The sequence below is a fragment of the Kitasatospora setae KM-6054 genome (assembly GCF_000269985.1).
Classification (GTDB): Bacteria; Actinomycetota; Actinomycetes; order Streptomycetales; family Streptomycetaceae; genus Kitasatospora; species Kitasatospora setae.
The window spans coordinates 4,494,795-4,511,478 of record NC_016109.1; the positions used below are offsets into that span (position 1 = coordinate 4,494,795).

The window sequence follows — 16,684 nt, forward strand, 5'->3', positions numbered from 1 at the left end:
CTGGTGATCACGGTCGCGATCCACGTCGTGCCTTCGCGAACTTTCGTGGTCGCCCGCCGCCGGCGAGTTCGCCGAGGCGCTCGCCGATCACGGAGACGCCGGGCCGCGGCGCCTGCGCGTAGTACCAGGGCTTGCGCCTGCGCAGCAGTTCCTCACCGTGCTCGGCCCAGGTGAATCCGGGCCTTCGCAGCAGCCGCTGGAAGACCGTGTCGGCCGTCTCAGGGTGGGCGGCGGCCAGGCGGCGGATCGGCAGTGGCTCGATCGACTCCTCGCGCAGGTACGTGCGCAGCAGGTCCTGGTGCTTCCTGCGGCCCGTCAGGTCCGGGTCGGTGAACAGGTCGCGCAGCATCCCGTAGTCGGCGTAGAAGTTGAGTCCGTCGGTGTCGTCGAAGATGACACCGACGGACTCCGCATCCGCGAGGTCGGACGGTAGCTCGAACGCCGGAAAGTCCAGCCCGGGCAGCCGTCCGCCCCGTGCGCGGTCGGGGTGTACGGCGATGGCGGCCTCTTGCCGATGGCGGTAGTAGGCGTTGAGCAGCTCCTCGACTGCGGCGGGGGCGAGGACCAGTTCGTCACCGCCGCAGAACTCGACGAAGGCGGCCCGGTCGTCCCGCATCCGCTGCCAGCCCTGTTCGATCTTCTCGGGGTTGTGGAAGACCAACTCAGGTCGGCTGGCTACCAGTTGGACCGCGGCCTGGGCGATCTCGGTGGCGGTGGACTTGGGGTGGTACTCCATCGCCCCGGAGATCAGCCACGTCCCGTCGGCCGGGCGGAGGGGCACCAGGCAGGTGAGGAGGAATCCTCCCTGGGACACTCCGCGGAACGCCGCCCGCCCGGCGTTCGAGTACGTGCGGTACTCCAGGTCGTCCAGCAGGTTCAGCAGGACTACGGCATCCTCGTCCTTGCGTCGGACCTCGAAGATTCCCTCGACCGGGTCACGCCAGCCGAGCAGCAGCTCCCGTTCGGCCTCGGTCAAGTCCCGCCGTCCGGTGACGAACCGGTCCACCACGGTCGAACCGTCCGGCAGGCGGTACAGCAGGATGAAATGGTCGATGATCCGGATCGCCTCGGTCTCGTCCAGCCGCCGCTCGGGGCCGGCGGCTTCCAGCAGCAGCGGGGTCAGCCACCGGTCGAAGCGCGCACTCTGCCCGAAGGCGACCAGCTCACCCTTCAGCTCGGCGGCGCGGTGGATGAGATCCTCGAGCGAGGACTCACCGGTGTCGTGGCCTGCGTCCCCAACGGCGATTGCCATCCCCTGCCCTCCCGAGGCGATACGTGAGTTGCGTGGTGTCAACGGGACCAGTGGCGGTACGCCTCGATCCACTCGACGCCGTCCGGCGCAGGCGTCGGCATCGGCAACTCCAGGATTCCGATCCGTTGTCGAGCGGTGCCGCGCGAGCACAACGCGACGATCCGGCCGTCCTGGGCGAGGTCGACCCCGCGCACGATCACCTCGACACCGAGAACCGTCGTGCCGAACGGCACCGCCAGACTCTCCTCGATCATGGTGAACAGGCCCGTCAGCTCTTCGTCCTCGCCGTAGGCATCGACGGTGGCCTCAGCGATCAGGGCTTCAAGCTCGGCCCTGCCCAGTGCACGCATGGCGCCACGCGGCCTACGCGTACGACCACCTGAGCTGGCGGAGTTTCCGGGAGGAGCCGTGGTTCGGGTCGGTGCCGACGCTGACGGCGGCGGCCACGGCGACGGAGCGGATCAGGCTGGGGACGCTGGTGACGTCGGTCCATCCTCGTTCGCCCATCACGCACTGACCTGCGGGAACGCCCACCAGAAGCATTCGGCTCCGCTTGGAGTCAGATCGCGATGAGTCGGATCCGGGAGCCACAGAGTTTCGCCATGTCGTCGACGTCTGAGGTGAGCATGGCCACCGGTCCTGGTTGGCGGAGTGCCATCTCGGCAACAGTGGCGTCGATCGCGTATTTGTGACCGTGCAGGCCGGCTTCCACGAGCAGGTCCGCCGCTGTTTTGGCCGCAGGCTCGGTGACGGACTCGACCCTGACCCGGGAGAGCACCCAGTTCAGTCGTGCCCTGTTCACTCGGGCATTGATGACCTCCACGATGGTGTTCGCGCAGGTCACGAGTTCGGCCCCCATGGAAACGAACAGGTCCAGCTTGACGAGGAGACGGCGGTCCTGCGCAACCCACGCGGACAGCCCCTGGGAGTCGAGAACGACCGTCGCGAAGCGCTCGCTCACGCGGCCTCCGCCGACCGAGTCGCCTCGTCCGACCCGAAGATCTCCTCGTGTGCCCTCGCTTTCTCCTCCTCGGTGAAGGCGCCGTGCTCCTCCTGGTACTGGCGGAGGTCTTCGGCGAGCAGCTGCAGTCGGAGCTGTCGTGCGACGGCTTCCGCCACGTAGGCGGACACGTTGTCCGTGAGTTTCTTGAGTTCGGCCACCTGCTCCGTCGGCAGAGTAACCGTGATGCGCGTAGTGGCTGCCATACGCCAAGCATACTGCGGTGTGCATGCGGCTCGCGGGTGTTCGGCGGCATAGTGTCAGGCCATGCGACTGAGCACGGTGATCCTCCCCATCCACCGGTGGAGCGAGGGGCGGCAGGTGTGGCGGCGGGCCGAGGAGCTGGGGTTCCACGCGGCCTACACGTACGACCACCTGAGTTGGCGGAGTTTCCGGGAGGAGCCGTGGTTCGGGTCGGTGCCGACCCTGACGGCGGCGGCCGGGGCGACGGAGCGGATCCGGTTGGGGACGCTGGTGACGTCAGTCAATCCTTTTTCATGCATCACATGCTGACCTGCGGAAACGGCCCGAATTCGGCCGATGAAGGCCCGCACGGAAGCCGCCGGAGCGCGCTCGGACGGTGAACGGCCCGCTCCGGCGGTGACTCTCAGCCGAGCTGGGCCAGGCCCTCGGTGGCGATCCGTTCGAAGACGCCGAGGTCGTTCTCGAAGATCGAGTCTGGTACCGGCCAGTGGACGACCAACTCGGTGATGCCCAACTCCTGGTAGCGGCCGGCCCAGTCGACGAAGGCGTCCAGCGACTGGAGCGGCTTCTCCGCGGTCGAACCCTGGAGCAGTACCTTCTCCAGCGTCGCCACGTCCCGCCCGGTCGCCTCACAGGCGGCCGTCAACTTCCCGATCTGCTGGGCGATCACCGCCGGCGCCTGCTCGACCGGCACGTCCGCGGGCCCCTTCGGGTCGCCGTACGTCACCCAGCCCTGCCCGTGCTCGGCGACGAGCCTCAGCCCGCGCGGCCCGGTCGCCGCCACGTAGAACGGCACTCGTGGCACCTGCACGCAGCCGGGGATGTTCCGCGCCTCCACCGCCGAGTAGTACGTGCCCTCCCGCGTGGTGGCGTCCTCCCGCAGCAACTCGTCCAGCAGCGGCACGAACTCCGCGAACCGGTCCGCCCGCTCCTTCGGCGACCACGCTTCCTGTCCCATCGCCGTCGCGTCGAACCCCGTCCCCCCGGCCCCGATCCCCAGGGTGACGCGACCGCCGGACACGTCGTCCAGAGTGATCAACTCCTTTGCGAGCGTCACGGGGTGGCGAAAGTTTGGCGAAGTTACCAGGGTTCCCAACCGGAGCCGCTCGGTGGCCGCCGCTGCCGCCGTCAGCGTCGGGACCGATCCGAACCAGGGCTCCTCGCGGAAGCTCCGCCACGACAGGTGGTCGTAGGTGTAGGCCGCGTGGAAGCCGAGTTCCTCGGCTCGTCGCCAGATCTTCTGCCCCTCGCTCCACCGGTGGATGGGGAGGATCACGGTGCTCAGACGCATGCCGTCGAGCCTAGCCGGACGTACTGGCCGTGCGCCGGATGCGCCTCACACAGCGGCGTGAGAGCGTCGCCCACTGGCCATCGCGGATTGCAGGGCGGCCCTGACCCGCGCGGCACCAGCAGTCGCCACATCCGATCCTTTTCCGACCGCGCTAGTTCGAGCTGTGAGGCCCGCGCATGGGCGGCAGATACCCGGGCGGGGCACTGGGTCGTGGCACTTGGCGCACTCGGCGTACCGGGCGGCTGCGGGTCGTACAGCGGCCTGGACGGGCGGCATCTTGCGGGTCAGGCGGTCGCGGAGCACCCCCGCCGGTGAGTGCATCGGGACGGGCAGGCCCGGCAGCAGGGCATGGGCGAGGTCGGCATGGGTCGCGCCGCGTTCCAGCCACTGGGCGACCAGGGGCGCGAGTTCCTCGGCTTCGGCCTGACCGAGGCGCAGGCGGGGTTCGGGGCGGATCGCCCGGAAGAGCACCGCGACCGCCTCGCGGAGTTGTTCATCCGGTACCGCAGTGGGCTCCTCGCTGTCCTGCTGGCAGCTCTCCTCCCGCCCTCCCGCCTTCGCCTGCGGCGCAGCGTCGGAAACGGCCTCCGGCTCGGCGGGGTGGGAGGTTTCTTGGTACCGGTCCTTTGGAAGGGCGTCAGCACCGCCGGTGGTCGCTCCACCGGAGACCGGACGGGTGGCACCCGGCAGCGGCGGGAGCTGCGGGGTGTCGTAGACGTGGATCTCGCTGACGATTCTGCCGTCGGGCATCCGGATCTTCTCGACCCGGTAGAAGCCGGCGTCGGTCAGCTCCTTCAGGGCCTTGCGGATCGCGCCGCGCCCCTGCGGGCTGGTGTCGGCCATGTGCCGACCGTCCTCGCGCCAGCCGTCGGGGCGGGAGAGAAGGTCCGCAAGCAGGCCGCGGGCGGTGTAGGACAGGTACCGGTACTGCAGCATCGCGTTGGGCAGCACGGTGTAATGGCGCGCGTGGGCGCTACGATGAACACGCATCGGGAGTTGATCGCTCCTGTTGCCGGACCCCGGGGTGTTAGCGCACCGCCGGGGTCACCTATTTTCGGTGGACCACGGAACGTACCACAACGACCAGGCACACAAGGCACGTTGATGCTAGCGGCCTTGATCACATTCACCATCTGCCGCTGGCCAGCCATGTGTGCTGGTCGGTGTGGGTACCGCAGTTCCTGGGCGGCCAGACGGCCTTGTCCCGAAGCTGACGTGCCCCCTTCCGTTGCCTGGCTGGGCAGGTCAGGCGGCGCTCAGGACCGAACTCTTCACGAACCGGCGGCTCAGGAAGGTGTACCGGGCTCCGGCCGTTATGGGGCGGACGCCGTGCATGAAGTCGCGGGTGGCGGGGAAGGCGACGAGCGCTCCCTTGGCGGGACGGAGGTCGAGCGGCGGCTGCTCGAAGTAGAGGGCGCCGCCGTCGTACTCGTCGGGGCCGCTGAGGAAGAGCACGGTGGTGAGGTCACCGCCGATGACGGGCTGGCCGTTGGTGGCGGCCCGTTCGAGTTCGACGGCGGTCACCTCGTCGTGGTGGGTGACGAATCCGGCGCCGACCCCGTAGCGGTAGATCAGGGTCGGCTGGCCGGGGACGGGGTAGCTCTCGACGCCGAAGAAGGTGTCGATGTGCGGCGTGACGGCGGCCGTGACGAGAGCGGCGAGGTGTTCCGGCACCTCGACGTACTCGCACTTGCGGAGCGCCTCGTCGACGACGCCCTGGTAACTCCGGGGGCGCTGGGTGCTGTGCTCGAAGTGCCGGAGCAGTTCCTCGCACAGGACGGCGGGCAGGGCGTTGTCGACGGTGAGCGGGCCGAGCGTGTTCCAGGGTGCTGAGGTCATACGGATGTCACCTCTTCTGTGAACCACCATCGGGTCGTGTCGGGGGTGTCCTCGATGACGATCCCCCGCTGGTGCAGGGTCTTGCGGATCTCGTCGGCTTCCTCGAACCTGCGGGCCTGCCGCAGTTCGCGCCGGCGGGCGAGCAGGGCCTCGATCTCGGCGTCGTCCGTGGTGCGGTCGTCGAGGTCGAAGGCGTCGAAGAGCTCGTCGAGTTCGCGGAGCAGCGCCAGGGCGGCAGTGCCGGGAGGCTCCTCGCGCCGGTTCTGCTCGCGGATGTAGTCGAAGAGGACGGCGAGCGCGCCGGGGGTGTCGAGGTCGTCGTCCAGGCGCTCGAAGATCGCCTCCCGGGCGTTGCGTGCCAGGGCTGCGCTCGCCGGGCTGTCCTCGTGGTTGCGGTCGATCAGGCGGGCGAAGTTCTCCACCCGCCGGCGGGCGGCCCGGGCCTGTTCGAGGGTGGTGTCGTTCAGCTCCATGGAGGAGCGGTAGTGCTGGCTGAGGAAGGCGTAGCGCAGGGTGCGGAAGTCCGCGGTCTTGAGGATGTCGCGGATGGTCAGGAAGTTGCCGGTGCTCTTGGACATCTTCGCGCCGTCGACGCGGAGCAGACCGGTGTGCATCCAGTAGCGGGCGAGCGGGTCGAGGCCGGAGGCGGCCTCCATCTGGGCGATCTCGGCTTCGTGGTGCGGGAAGATCAGGTCGACGGCACCGCCGTGCAGGTCGTACTGGGGGCCGAAGAGGGCTTCGGTGATGGCGGTGTCCTCGATGTGCCAGCCGGGCCGGCCTTCGCCGAGGGCGGTGGCCCAGTAGGGCTCGCCGGGCTTGCGGGCCTTCCAGAGAGCGAAGTCGCCGGGGTTGCGCTTCTGGTCGTTCTCGTCCACCCGGGCGAGTGAGTCCTCGGCCTTGACCTCGGTGCGGCCGGAGAGCTTGCCGTAGCCAGGGAAGGTGGTCAGGTCGTAGTACCAGCCGTCGTCGAGCCGGTAAGCGTGGCCGCGCTCGATGAGCTGCTGGACCTGGGCGACGATCTCGTCGATGTGGTCGTGGGCGCGGCCGAAGACGTCGACGTTGGTGTTGTGCAGGGCGGCCATGTCGTCGAGGTAGTGCTTCTCGTACTCGGTGGCGAGGTCGCGGGGGTCCATGCCCAGCTCGTTGGCGCGACGGATGATCTTGTCGTCGACGTCGGTGAGGTTCTGGGCGTAGGTGACCTGGTAGCCGCGCTTCTTCAGGTAGCGGGCGACGAGGTCGAACTGGGTGTAGGTCTTCGCGTGGCCGACGTGGCTCAGCCCGTAGACGGTCGGGCCGCAGACGAACATCCTGACCACGCCGGGCGTCATGGTGACGAATTCCTCTTTGCGCTTGGTCAGCGTGTTGTGCAGCCTGATGGCCATCTCTCGGACCTCTCCCCGGTCGGTGATCTGTCGTGCGCCGAAACCGACCCAACAGCCTTTCCGATAAACCGATTTGGTTGACCGTCAGGCCGGTTTCGACAGGGCCTTGAAGCCTATCGCGCGGCTGCTACCAGGCCGCTCCGTCCGGATCCGCGCACCGCGACCCCCGCAGCTGCAGCCTGCGCTGGTAGTGGCTGCGGAGCTGCTGGGCCTCGGGCCCGCCGATGACGAAGCCGTCGACGCTCGCGCAGAACTTCTCCAGCGCCTCGACCCGGCGTTCCAGGTCGCTCTGGCTGGCGGGGTAGCAGCGGATCGCCTCGTGGAGGATCTCGGACTGGTCCGCAGTGATGAAGTCGCGGCTGACGAGCTGGGAGAGCTTCCACTTCCTGTTCGGGATGAACTGACCGGCGGCGGCGTAGATGCAGTCGATCACCTCGTCCACCGCGAGGTTGAGCAGGTAGTGGCCGGCCTCGGGGCCGAGCCGACGGGCCTGGCGCAGGGACATCTCCCGCACGTCCCAGGTGATCCGGTTGGCCAGCCGCTCGCGCTCCAGGTCGAGCTGGGTGCGGGCGGCGTGGGCCTTGTGGTGGATGAGCTGCTGGAACGAGCCGCTGCGGTCGTGGAGGACCTGGGCCTTGTGCAGGTAGGTGTCACACTTCTCGCCGGGCCAGTTGGTCCTGGGGTCGCACTCGTACTGGTAGATGAGCTGGTGGACGTTGACTTCCATCGAGCCCCAGGGGACGGGGACGTGGAAGAGGAACCTCGGCACCCAGTCGGGGATCCGGTCGGCGATCACCTCGCAGGTGTCGGCGAGGTGGGGGCGCCACTCGGCGGCCTGCAGCGGGATGTCGAGGACGACGGCGACATCGAAGTCGGACTCCTCGTCGAAGCAGGTCGGGTTGGACGGGCAGTCGGCGCTGGAGGACAGGATGTAGAGGGCCTGGACCTCGGGCTTGGCGATCCACTCGGTCAGCAGTGGCGTCATCGCCTCGCGCGCGAGTTCGAGGGCGCTGTTCGGTGTGCGGCGCATGTTCACGACCTCCTGTGGTCGGTGATCAAGGACCTTCCGAGGGTGCCGGCCAGGCCGCCGTGGGTGCGCTGGAGGTTCATCAGGCTCGGGCTGCTGTTGCCCTCGACGATGAGCGCTTGGGCGTCGTTGTCCACGGCGATGTCCCAGCCGATGACGGGCGTGCGGGGGAAGTGGACGGCGGCCCGCTCGGCTGCCTCGATGACCTGGCGGATGGTGCTGATCTTCTGGTCGGCGAAGGCCAGGCCCGAGATGGGGTGGTGGCTGTAGCGGGTGAGGGCGGTGGTGTGCGCGGTGTCGTCGACCCTGCCGGTGGTGGCGTCGACCCGCACGTACAGGCCGCCGTTGCAGGCGTTGTCGACGGCGTCCGTGGTCGTGCTGCTCTTGAACAGGCAGTGCAGGACCTGGGGGCCGTCCAGCGGGTGGAGGCGGGTGATGACCCGGAAGGTGTTTAGCGAGTAGGGGTTGAACGCGGCCAGCTCGTCGTGCTGATGGACGAACGCCTCGATCAGCCAGCCTCCCCACTTCGCGCCGTACCTGGCCAATGAGAACGGCGTGCCGTCCTGCTGGAGCAGTTCACCGCCCTCGTTGTCGAGGACGAGGACGCCGGCGCCGCCGCTGGTGTGCCTGGCCGGTTTGATCACCACCTCGGCGATGCCACCAAGGGCAGTGTCCAGTGCGGCGGGGGAGTCGGCCGGCACCGGTCGCCCAGCCCGGTCGAACCAGGATCCCTGCTCGCCGGTCATCAGGAGTAGCGGCTGGGGGACGCCCGCGTCGCCGAGGATGCGCTTGCACGCGATCTTGTCGTCCAGGAGGAGGGCGGAGCGGTTCACCGCGGGCAGCAGGCGGCTGTAGAAGACGGTGTCGGGCACGTACGCCGCTGCCGAGGTGAGGTCCACTCCGGTCCGGTAGAGCTCGTACCGGAAGTAGTGGAACGGCAGACAGCGCCACTGGGCGGTCAGGGCAGCCAACTCGAACCCGATCTGGGATATCGGCTTGCGATCGGCTGTCTGCCGGTACATCGGCAGGTAGGTCTTCACGGTGTTCTCGACTTGGTGGGCGACCCACAGCGGGGCCGTCACCTTCGGGCCGATCCAGGCCCGGAAGAACTCGTCGAGCATGTTGGCGCGGAGGTTGAACCTCAATTCATCGTTCCTTCCGCTCGTGCGAGGTCGGATGGTGCTGGGCGCGCTCTAGGCGGCCGGTTCGTGGTCGGGGAGGGAACGCGCGGGCGGTGTCGCAGCCCCGTGCCCCGCACTGGGCTGGTGCTGAATCGCGATCCCGAGCAGCGTGAGCACGACGATGTGCCCCAGCCCCCACAGAGCGGTGAGTGTGGTTCCCACGGGGTCGCGGCGCTCGCCACGATGGCGACCCCGTTGCTGGTTCACGGCTGCGTCCATGACTGGTGCCCTCGGCTCCCCTCGGTGGCTTGAAGGCGGTCCCGCCCAGGCGGGGGTTTTCACTGGGCGGGACCGCCGGCTGGTGGCCGCTCCGAAGGCCCCAGGAGCCGGAGGTTCCGGCTTCACTTTCCTTCGGAGCGGCGGGCATCTCGCGGATCGAGACCCGAGGAGCCGTGCAGGAACTAGGCTTCCCTCATCGCGTGCGATGCCGTAGCGATGAAACTACGGGCAGTGATGCAGAGGTTCGACGGACTGCCGGTACGAGTTACCCGGACGATCGAGGCCAGGGGGCGCACGGAATGCCTGCTCGTACGCCATCGCGGCGTGGAGAAACACTGACTGGCGGTCGGAGTACGCCCGAACGTGGGCCGGACGGCCTGGTCGCCGGCTTCCTGTTCAAGGTCATCCGGGAGCAAATCCCGCGTACCCAGGAGGAGTTGGCTGCTGACCTCGGCGTAGACAAGAGCACCCTGCAGGGCTGGGAGTCCGGCCGCCGTCCGCTGTCAGCGACGAGGGCCGGCAATCTCGTTGCCATGCGCCGCAAGCTCATCCGCTTGGGCGCGCCACCCGCTCTGGTCGACGCACTCAACATCGCTATGGATGCCGACTTCATCCTCGCCGAGATCCTGAGCGGGGGCACCGGCGACCGGCCGTTCGACGAACACCCGCTCGCCAGTTGGGTCTTGACGCGCGACACCACCCACATGATCGGGTGGGCGGTCAGCGGGGTGCTCCCCGGCATGGTGTCCGCGAAGCTGAGCATCCCGGCAGCCCGACGAGGCCCGGTCGCTGTCGCTCCGCTTCTCGACACCGCCGACCGCGCCCGGTTCTTCGACATCCTCCGCCAGCACGCGGAGCGGGCAGACCGTGATGGCGACGATGTCGCGCTGCTGCGACGACAGGTGTTCTACCTGTCCTCCTACGACCGCGACTGGGACGCGGCGGCCTGGTTCGACACGATGCGGCGCCGAGGACGGCTCACGGCCTCCGTATCCGGATGGTCGCCCCGCTGGGCCGAGGCCCGATCGGTCGCCGCAGCCCTCGCCCGCCAAGGCGATCCCGACCTGCTGCGGGACTTCATCGCCCGCTCCCTGACCGACAACGACGCAGCCGAAGCGGCGAACCTCAACTACTGGGCCCACTGGCTCGGCCTGGACTCCCGCCCGCAGACCGACGACAGCTTCATGGCCGAACGCGACCGCCCCGCCTGGGACGGCTCCGCGCTGCTGCGGCAGCTCGCGGTCCGACTCGATCGGGCAGTCGAATACACGGACCTGTACGTGCACTCGATCTGGGCCCTGCTGATCGCACGACGGGGACTGCTCGAAGCCGACCCGCACATCGCCCAGGACCTGAACTCGCGGGTTCAAGTCCTCCTCGACGGGGACAGTCTTTCTACGCAGTCCCGCCGCGAGCTGGAGGCCGTGCACTACGGTCTTCGGATAGGCGGATTCGGCACAACCGGTAACTGATCCAACGCACCGAAGGACGGCGATGACGGACGACAAGCAGTCGCAGGGCACCGCGAGCTTCCTGCTGGAGATGGGGATGCTCAAGCGGGCCAAGCGGTCCGGCTGGTGGATCGCCGGCGTCAAGGACCCGGAGACCATCGCCGAGCACAGCTTCCGCACCGCGGTCGTCGGTGCCGTGCTGGCGATGATGGAAGGCGCCGACCCGGCGAAGGTCGCGCTGCTCTGCACCTTCCACGACACGCAGGAGACCCGGATCGGCGACATCCCGCACATCGGTCGGCGCTATCTCACCGCCTCCTCCAACGAGAAGGTGACGGCCGATCAGGTAAGCGCGGCGCACCCGTCCGTCCTCGCCGGCGTCCAGGCGATCGTCGAGGAGTACGAGAACGCCGAGAGCCTCGAAGTCACCGTGGCCCACGACGCCGACAAGCTCGAATGCCTGATCCAGGCCGTGGAGTACCGCGAACAGGGCTACCAGAACGTCCAGCCCTGGATCGACAGCAGCCTCGGCAGCCTCAAGACCGACTCCGCCCGTACCCTGGCCGAGGCCGCGCTCAACATGACCTCGCTGGAGTGGCAGAAGGTCTATCTCGGCTGACCAGGCGCGGGGAGGCCACCACCGTCCGGCGGCCTCCCCCATGTTCAGGCCACGTGCCACACCACTCCGGCGAGCAGGCCGTCGAAGCCCAGCGCCCTCATGCCCTCGTCGAAGTCCTCCCACTCGTGTTCGGGTTCGGTGAAGTGCTGGTCGAAGTAGGCGCGGGTGAGGTCGGGTTCCTCCCACTCGTGTGCGCAGCGGCAGCGGACGAAGACGTGGTGGCGGACGTTGAGCAGGAGCCAGTCGCGGCGGGCATGGCAGCGGGCGCAGACGATGGGGATGCCGCGGGCATCGAGTTCGGCGGGATGGGGGACGGCTCGCACGATCGGGCGGTGGGGCTCGGGGGCGGGGGTGTGGAAGTCGGGGTCGTAGTCGGTCATGCGGTCCCTTCAAGCGCGGTGGCGTGGTGCAAGGGAGCACAAGACGTGCGGCGGCCGGCAAGTTCCCGACCGCCGCTGAAGACATCACATCGACACCTTGACCAAGCCGTCGCCTGCGCAAGGGCGTTGGAGGTCAGTCCTCGCCGTGGGCGAGGAGGTCTCCGGGTTCGGGCGCAAGGACGTACAGGAGGCTTTCGTACTCGGCGCGGTCCTCGTCGGTCATGGCGGCGCCGGGGTCGCCGATCAGGGTTCCGGCGGGGACGTGGCCGTAGTACTTGGCGAGCAGGGCCTCCATGGCGCGGGGTGCGTCGGCTTCCTGTTCGGTGTCGAAGTCGAGTTCGAGCTTGATCTGTGCGAGGACGGCTTCGGTCTCCCGGTCCGTGCAAGTGGCGGCCAGGGCCTGTTCGGCCTGGGTGAAGGGCCGTCCGTCGCGGTGGGTCAAGGTCTTGGTGGCGATCAACGCGGGAAGGTCGGCGTCGAGCAGCAGCGCGACGACCTCGGGACGGATGCCGGTGCGGGCCCAGTAGCTCAGGCGTTCGTACTCGGTGCGGTCCTCGCCGGTCATGGCGGCGACGATGTCCTCGCGGGCGGTGCCGTCGGGGAGGTTGCGCGCATACCGGTGCAGGAGGACGCGGGCAACGCGGGCCGGGTCGTCGCAGAGGCCCTGGGCGAGGCCGAGCCTGTACGCGAAGATCAGGGTTTCGAGCTCCAGGTCGGTGGCCTGGTGAGCGAGGTTCTGCTCGGTCTCGGTGAAGGGGCGGCCGTCGCGGTGGGACCAGGTGCCGGTGTCGGGGCGGATGGTGAAGTCGGCGTCGATGAGCAGGCGGAGGATGTCGAGGGGGCAGTCGGGCTGGGACAAGGTGGTGAATCTCCTGGAGAGAGGCGGGTGCTGATGGCGTGACGGGGGTGGGGGGGTGCTCCGGGCTCCTAGGCCGGGTTCAGGGGCGGTGGACGGGTCGATGCGATGTGGTCGCCAGCGGTCCCGGCACTGGGGCGGCCGGTAGTGATGGGCCACGGGACATGCCGGGCTGGGGAGTTGGCTGGGCGGGGCGGGCGGCGGTGCTCCTGGACAGCGCTGCCGCGGTGCGGTGGTCTTCGGGCGTGATGGTCGGGGCGGGTACCGGGAGGCGGGCGTCTCGGCGGATGCGCCAGGTGAGGACGGCGGCGGGCGAGTCGGCGCTGGCGAGTTCCCGGCGGCCGGCGGCGTGGGTGAGCAGGACGGCGGGGTCGTGGCCTGCTGCTTCGGCTTCGGCCAATGTGGCCGCGAGCGCCGCCCAGTCGTCCTCGGCGAGTACCCGGACGGCCTGGTCGGCGGGCAGCACCTGCCGGACCGTCGCCGTCTGCCGCTCGCGGACCGGCTCCGGGAGCTGGCGGCCCCGGGTGTCGAGCAGTGCGATCGGTCGTCCGGCGTGCCTGCCGTAGGCGGTGCGCAGGTGGTCGGCCGCAGTGCGGGCGGCGTCGGCCTGGTGCCGATGGCCTTGGGCGGCGTGCCACTTGGCGATGACGAGCGCGAGCAGGATCAGGCTGGACAGGATGGTGGCGGCGGCCGTGCCTTCCTCTCCTCGGCCGCCGGTGGGGCCGGCGTAGAGGAGTTCGCGGGCGGCCGAGCGCATCGTGCGCAGGTCGCTGCGGGCGGTGCGGGTGCGGGCGACGGCGGCGTATTCAAGGGCGCGGGCGGCCTGGTTGATCTCCTTCCTGGACAGGACGGGGCTGGTGAGGGCGAGGGCATCGAGCGTCTCGATCGTGCCGCTGACCACCGCGGCGACCTGCCCGGCTTGGGGCTCATCGTCGAAGCTGCGGGTTACGCGGTCGGCGGTGGTGCTGGCCCGGTAGCGGACCGCGGCCGGACGCCCTTGGTCGCCAGGGCGGTTGGGTGCGGGCTGGTCGAGGCCGGCGGCGAAGCGCTCGTGGATTTTGGGCAGGGTGAGGTCGGCGGCGAGCTGGCTGCCGGAGAACCACACCGGAGGGCCCGGGTCGCCGGTGGGCAGGGCGAACGTGTAGCCCTTGGCGTCGCCGGAGGGAAGGCGGCGGACCTCGAAGGCGATGCCCTGCGCGGTGAGGCGGGCGAGGAACTCTCCCTCGTCGGCCGCACCGGCCAGGGCCCGGCGAACACCGGTCCGAAGCCGCTCCCGCCCGGTCTCCCCCTGCCCCAGCCGCTCCGCCTTGCGCAGCTCCGGGCTCTTGGCGCGCTTGGGGATACCGGCCCGGTACTCGCGGGTGCGGGTACCGGACCAGTCCTTGAGCCCCAACTCACTCTCGATCCTGGTGAGCTCGGCTTCCGTCCGGTACTGGTCGCCCCGCAGACGGGCCTGGGTCAGGTCGGCGCGCACCGTGGTGGCAAGGATGTGGATGTGGTTGTCCCCGTGGTGCACGGCGACCCACCGGCAGCCTTCCGGGTCGCCGTCGGGGACGATGCCGGCGGCGGCCACGACCCGGCGGGCGACCTGGCCCCACTCCTCGTCGCTCAGGTTCCGGTCGCCGGGGTCGGCGCGGACCATGCGGTGGTAGACGTGCTTGGCGACCGGCCTGCCGTAGCGGACGACGTGCAGGTCGAGGGCGTCCCGCAACTGCGCGAGAGTGGCCTCCCAGTCGCGGCCCGGGTCGGGCGCGAGGCCGTCCCAGGACGCGACGAGGTGCGGGTCGGTGTGCTCGTTGCGCCGGCCCGGACCGTACAGGTACTTGAGCGCCTTGAGCGTGTTCGTGCCGGAGCGGGCCGTGGTGATCACCGGCGAACGGCCTTCGCCAGACGCATCGCCACAACGTCGACCTGCGCGACGGCCCGGCGCGCCTCGACCAACAGCGTCGTGGCCTTGTCCAGGGTGGCCTGCGCAGGGCCGTGCTCGATGCCGAGCTGGGCGTTGAGCTGGAAGGCGATCTGGTTGGCGTTCACGCCGACCCGGGCGACCTGGAACCGCACCGCATCCAGCGCCTGCACAGCCTCGTCCAACTGCTCGTCCCGGGACACCATGCCGGCGCCGCCCGGGGTCAGCGCCTGGCGCTCCAGGTAGTCGGCCACGTTCAGGCCGGTCTCCCGCGCGAGCCGCTTGATCTGCGCTGCGCGCTCCGCGGTGCAGCGGAAGCCGAGCTTCTTCGTCTTCGGGTTCGCGTTGTCACGGCGGCGGCGCTTGGGACCGCGGACGCTCGCGCCCTCAGCACGGTCGGCAGGGCGAGCGGGCACGGTCGGCTCGACGGCGGGCGTCTCTTCCTGCTTCGCCGCGCCCTCGCGGTGAAGCCCCGGTGCTGCCGCCCTCGGCAGCACCGGCCCGTCCACGCCCCCCTGGGCGGGGGCGCCCGCGTGCGTGGCCCCGTAGGGGCCCCGCACGCACTCGCTTGCTCCGCTGTCGACCTGCCGGTAGTCAACTCCATTGCGGCCCAGTGAGGTTACAGCACTGGTCGGGTGCTCGGGCGGGGTCTGTCGGATGGCGGTCACGTGGGTGCTCCGGGAGTGGGCTGATGGTGGAGGGGGGATGGAGGCAGGGCCTGCGGGTGGGGGTCGGGTTGACGGCCGATGGGGCTCGGGTCAGCGGTGGTCCCGGCGGTCGGCGGCGTGCTTCTCGGCGCGCAGGATGGTCATGACGTCGGTGAGGCGGTCGCCGGAGATCGTCACGCCCTGGGAGCGGACGGCCTTGCGGACACTGGCGCGGCTGAGCCGTCCGGTCCGCTGCCACGCCTGGCGGCCGATGTCGGCGAGCACTTCCTCGGACGCACCCGGCGGACGGCCGACTGGCCTGCCCGTCCGATCCGGCGGGAGAGTTCCGGACAGGTCGTCCCCGACGGTCCGACCGTCGACGCCGTCCGGAGTCCCGGTATGCTCCTCGCCCACCGGGCCGGGCACCGATGCCATCTCCGGACCGATGGCAGCATCGCCCGTCCGCTCGTCGGCGGGAATTCCGGACAGGCCCTGACCTGCGACTTCGCAGCCAGTGAGCTCGACGGGACGCGCGGGCTCCTCGACGGTCCGGTCCCCGGACCGGTGGCCTGCGGGAGTTGCGGACGGGCCACCGGTCCCGGCTTCAGCCAACCGGACGCTGCCGAGGGTTGCCGCGGACCGGTGCCCGAACTCGTGGCCGTGCTCCGCAGCCACCCCGTGGTCCGGGGCGGCTGACGGGTCACCGGTGTGACCGCCGGGAGTTCCGGACACCCTGGCCGTCGCGGTCCGGGTCGGGGCTGCGTCGGCGTCCGGAACGGGGTAGTGGTCCGGACGGGGACCGTGGCGGGTGATGAGGATGAAGAGGTGGACCGCGCCACCGAGGGCGAGCGGGGCGAGGGTGGACAGCAGTCCGACCACGCTGTCGCCCAGCCGCAGCCCGCCCCCGTCGTCGGGCAGGTGGTTGAGGCGAACGGCGTGGAGGGCGTTGGCCCAGACGCTGGCGGCGGTGGCACTGGCGAACAGCAGCCAGGTGTAGGCGCGGGCCGGCCACGGGGCGGCGCGCAGGACGAGCAGGGCGCGCACCCCGTACGCGATGAACCCGTCGAGGGCCATCGGGAAGACGTAGGTCAGCGGCCCGCGGACGTGGATCGCGGCGGCCATCTGCTGCAGCGCGTCGTAGGACAGGACGAAGCCCGCGGCACCGAGGAGGGCGACCGCGACGCGGTCCCAGGCGCTGACACGCCGCTCGGTCCGAGTGGTGCGGCGGGGTGGGGTGTTGGGCATGAGAGGGCTGGTGCTCCGAGATCGTCGGGAGTGGTGGCAGGCCCAGGCCGCAGGGCGCGCACGCGTTCCCCCTCTTAAGGAGGGGAACGCGCGTGCAGCGGGGGCCGCGTGAACGGCATGCAGAAGCGCGTGGGTCTGTGACCTGCGGTTTCACCGTGCTGCGTGCGCGGTGAGCGGGATGCGTG

At 69.9% G+C, this 16,684-nt stretch carries 17 protein-coding genes and 2 pseudogenes; 4 read left to right on the forward strand and 15 right to left on the reverse strand.

What is annotated here, in order from left to right:
* Positions 1–7: 7 nt before the first annotated feature.
* A complete protein-coding gene (locus KSE_RS19910; protein WP_014137135.1) occupies positions 8–1,252 on the reverse strand; it encodes a hypothetical protein in 1,245 nt (414 codons plus the stop codon).
* A 38-nt stretch (positions 1,253–1,290) separates the two neighbouring features.
* Positions 1,291–1,602 carry a hypothetical protein gene (locus tag KSE_RS19915; RefSeq protein ID WP_014137136.1) on the reverse strand — a complete coding sequence of 104 codons (312 nt, stop codon included), beginning with the start codon at positions 1,600–1,602 and terminating at the stop codon, positions 1,291–1,293.
* Between KSE_RS19915 and KSE_RS44845 the strand changes: the two are divergent.
* Positions 1,593–1,763 (forward strand): annotated as a pseudogene (locus KSE_RS44845) (LLM class flavin-dependent oxidoreductase); the annotation flags it as partial. The gene KSE_RS19915 and the pseudogene KSE_RS44845 sit on opposite strands and share 10 nt — an antisense overlap.
* Before the next feature lie 48 nt (positions 1,764–1,811).
* On the opposite strand, the gene KSE_RS19920 reads toward KSE_RS44845, so the two are convergent.
* Both KSE_RS19920 and KSE_RS19925 read right to left on the reverse strand, forming a co-directional pair.
* Positions 1,812–2,213, reverse strand: coding sequence for a PIN domain-containing protein (locus tag KSE_RS19920; RefSeq protein WP_014137138.1), 402 nt, complete (start codon positions 2,211–2,213; stop codon positions 1,812–1,814).
* Complete coding sequence (locus KSE_RS19925) at positions 2,210–2,458, reverse strand: type II toxin-antitoxin system CcdA family antitoxin (RefSeq protein WP_014137139.1); 249 nt, start codon at positions 2,456–2,458, stop codon at positions 2,210–2,212. Before KSE_RS19925 ends, KSE_RS19920 begins: the two co-directional genes overlap by 4 nt.
* A 61-nt stretch (positions 2,459–2,519) precedes the next feature.
* On the opposite strand from KSE_RS19925, the pseudogene KSE_RS19930 reads away from it, so the two are divergent.
* Positions 2,520–2,741, forward strand: a pseudogene (locus tag KSE_RS19930) (LLM class flavin-dependent oxidoreductase); the annotation flags it as partial.
* A 118-nt stretch (positions 2,742–2,859) separates the two neighbouring features.
* On the opposite strand, the gene KSE_RS19935 reads toward KSE_RS19930, so the two are convergent.
* The 6 genes from KSE_RS19935 to KSE_RS19960 all read right to left on the reverse strand — a co-directional run bounded on the left by KSE_RS19935 (position 2,860) and on the right by KSE_RS19960 (position 9,140).
* Complete coding sequence (locus KSE_RS19935) at positions 2,860–3,747, reverse strand: LLM class flavin-dependent oxidoreductase (RefSeq protein ID WP_014137141.1); 888 nt, start codon at positions 3,745–3,747, stop codon at positions 2,860–2,862.
* Between the two features lie 45 nt (positions 3,748–3,792).
* Positions 3,793–4,698 (reverse strand): hypothetical protein, encoded by a 906-nt coding sequence (locus tag KSE_RS19940; protein ID WP_231873190.1) that lies wholly within the window; start codon positions 4,696–4,698, stop codon positions 3,793–3,795.
* A 294-nt stretch (positions 4,699–4,992) separates the two neighbouring features.
* Positions 4,993–5,586 carry a 2OG-Fe(II) oxygenase gene (locus KSE_RS38625; RefSeq protein ID WP_014137143.1) on the reverse strand — a complete coding sequence of 198 codons (594 nt, stop codon included), beginning with the start codon at positions 5,584–5,586 and terminating at the stop codon, positions 4,993–4,995.
* A complete protein-coding gene (gene cysS / locus KSE_RS19950; RefSeq protein WP_014137144.1) occupies positions 5,583–6,968 on the reverse strand; it encodes a cysteine--tRNA ligase in 1,386 nt (461 codons plus the stop codon). The genes KSE_RS38625 and cysS overlap by 4 nt, the downstream gene beginning before the upstream one ends.
* A gap of 127 nt (positions 6,969–7,095) precedes the next feature.
* On the reverse strand, positions 7,096–7,998 hold the full coding sequence (locus KSE_RS19955; RefSeq protein ID WP_033257661.1) for a hypothetical protein: 903 nt from the start codon (positions 7,996–7,998) through the stop codon (positions 7,096–7,098).
* Between the two features lie 2 nt (positions 7,999–8,000).
* Positions 8,001–9,140: a sugar-transfer associated ATP-grasp domain-containing protein gene (locus KSE_RS19960; protein WP_033257660.1), complete on the reverse strand. Its 1,140-nt coding sequence runs from the start codon at positions 9,138–9,140 to the stop codon at positions 8,001–8,003.
* Between the two features lie 671 nt (positions 9,141–9,811).
* Between KSE_RS19960 and KSE_RS19965 the strand changes: the two genes are divergently transcribed.
* Positions 9,812–10,867 (forward strand): helix-turn-helix domain-containing protein, encoded by a 1,056-nt coding sequence (locus KSE_RS19965; protein WP_269450338.1) that lies wholly within the window; start codon positions 9,812–9,814, stop codon positions 10,865–10,867.
* A 22-nt stretch (positions 10,868–10,889) separates the two neighbouring features.
* The gene (locus KSE_RS19970; protein ID WP_014137148.1) at positions 10,890–11,465 is read left to right on the forward strand and encodes an HD domain-containing protein; all 576 of its coding nucleotides are present in this window, start codon (positions 10,890–10,892) and stop codon (positions 11,463–11,465) included.
* Between the two features lie 44 nt (positions 11,466–11,509).
* On the opposite strand, the gene KSE_RS19975 is transcribed toward KSE_RS19970, so the two are convergent.
* From KSE_RS19975 to KSE_RS19995, 5 genes are all read right to left on the reverse strand, one after another.
* Positions 11,510–11,845, reverse strand: coding sequence for a hypothetical protein (locus KSE_RS19975; protein ID WP_014137149.1), 336 nt, complete (start codon positions 11,843–11,845; stop codon positions 11,510–11,512).
* Between the two features lie 133 nt (positions 11,846–11,978).
* A complete protein-coding gene (locus KSE_RS19980) occupies positions 11,979–12,704 on the reverse strand; it encodes a hypothetical protein (protein WP_014137150.1) in 726 nt (241 codons plus the stop codon).
* A 79-nt stretch (positions 12,705–12,783) separates the two neighbouring features.
* Positions 12,784–14,571, reverse strand: a complete 1,788-nt coding sequence (locus tag KSE_RS19985; RefSeq protein WP_014137151.1) for a relaxase/mobilization nuclease domain-containing protein — start codon at positions 14,569–14,571, stop codon at positions 12,784–12,786.
* Positions 14,568–15,116 (reverse strand): plasmid mobilization protein, encoded by a 549-nt coding sequence (locus KSE_RS19990; RefSeq protein ID WP_148283123.1) that lies wholly within the window; start codon positions 15,114–15,116, stop codon positions 14,568–14,570. The genes KSE_RS19985 and KSE_RS19990 overlap by 4 nt, the downstream gene beginning before the upstream one ends.
* Positions 15,117–15,365: 249 nt before the next feature.
* On the reverse strand, positions 15,366–16,499 hold the full coding sequence (locus KSE_RS19995; protein WP_014137153.1) for a DUF2637 domain-containing protein: 1,134 nt from the start codon (positions 16,497–16,499) through the stop codon (positions 15,366–15,368).
* Positions 16,500–16,684 lie beyond the last annotated feature (185 nt).

Coding starts and splice junctions, on each gene's coding strand:
- KSE_RS19910 (WP_014137135.1), bottom strand. CDS start 1,252: ATGGCAATCGCCGTTGGGGACGCAGGCCACGACACCGGTGAGTCCTCG.
- KSE_RS19915 (WP_014137136.1), bottom strand. CDS start 1,602: ATGCGTGCACTGGGCAGGGCCGAGCTTGAAGCCCTGATCGCTGAGGCC.
- KSE_RS19925 (WP_014137139.1), bottom strand. CDS start 2,458: ATGGCAGCCACTACGCGCATCACGGTTACTCTGCCGACGGAGCAGGTG.
- KSE_RS19935 (WP_014137141.1), bottom strand. CDS start 3,747: ATGCGTCTGAGCACCGTGATCCTCCCCATCCACCGGTGGAGCGAGGGG.
- KSE_RS38625 (WP_014137143.1), bottom strand. CDS start 5,586: ATGACCTCAGCACCCTGGAACACGCTCGGCCCGCTCACCGTCGACAAC.
- cysS (WP_014137144.1), bottom strand. CDS start 6,968: ATGGCCATCAGGCTGCACAACACGCTGACCAAGCGCAAAGAGGAATTC.
- KSE_RS19955 (WP_033257661.1), bottom strand. CDS start 7,998: ATGCGCCGCACACCGAACAGCGCCCTCGAACTCGCGCGCGAGGCGATG.
- KSE_RS19970 (WP_014137148.1), top strand. CDS start 10,890: ATGACGGACGACAAGCAGTCGCAGGGCACCGCGAGCTTCCTGCTGGAG.
- KSE_RS19975 (WP_014137149.1), bottom strand. CDS start 11,845: ATGACCGACTACGACCCCGACTTCCACACCCCCGCCCCCGAGCCCCAC.
- KSE_RS19995 (WP_014137153.1), bottom strand. CDS start 16,499: ATGCCCAACACCCCACCCCGCCGCACCACTCGGACCGAGCGGCGTGTC.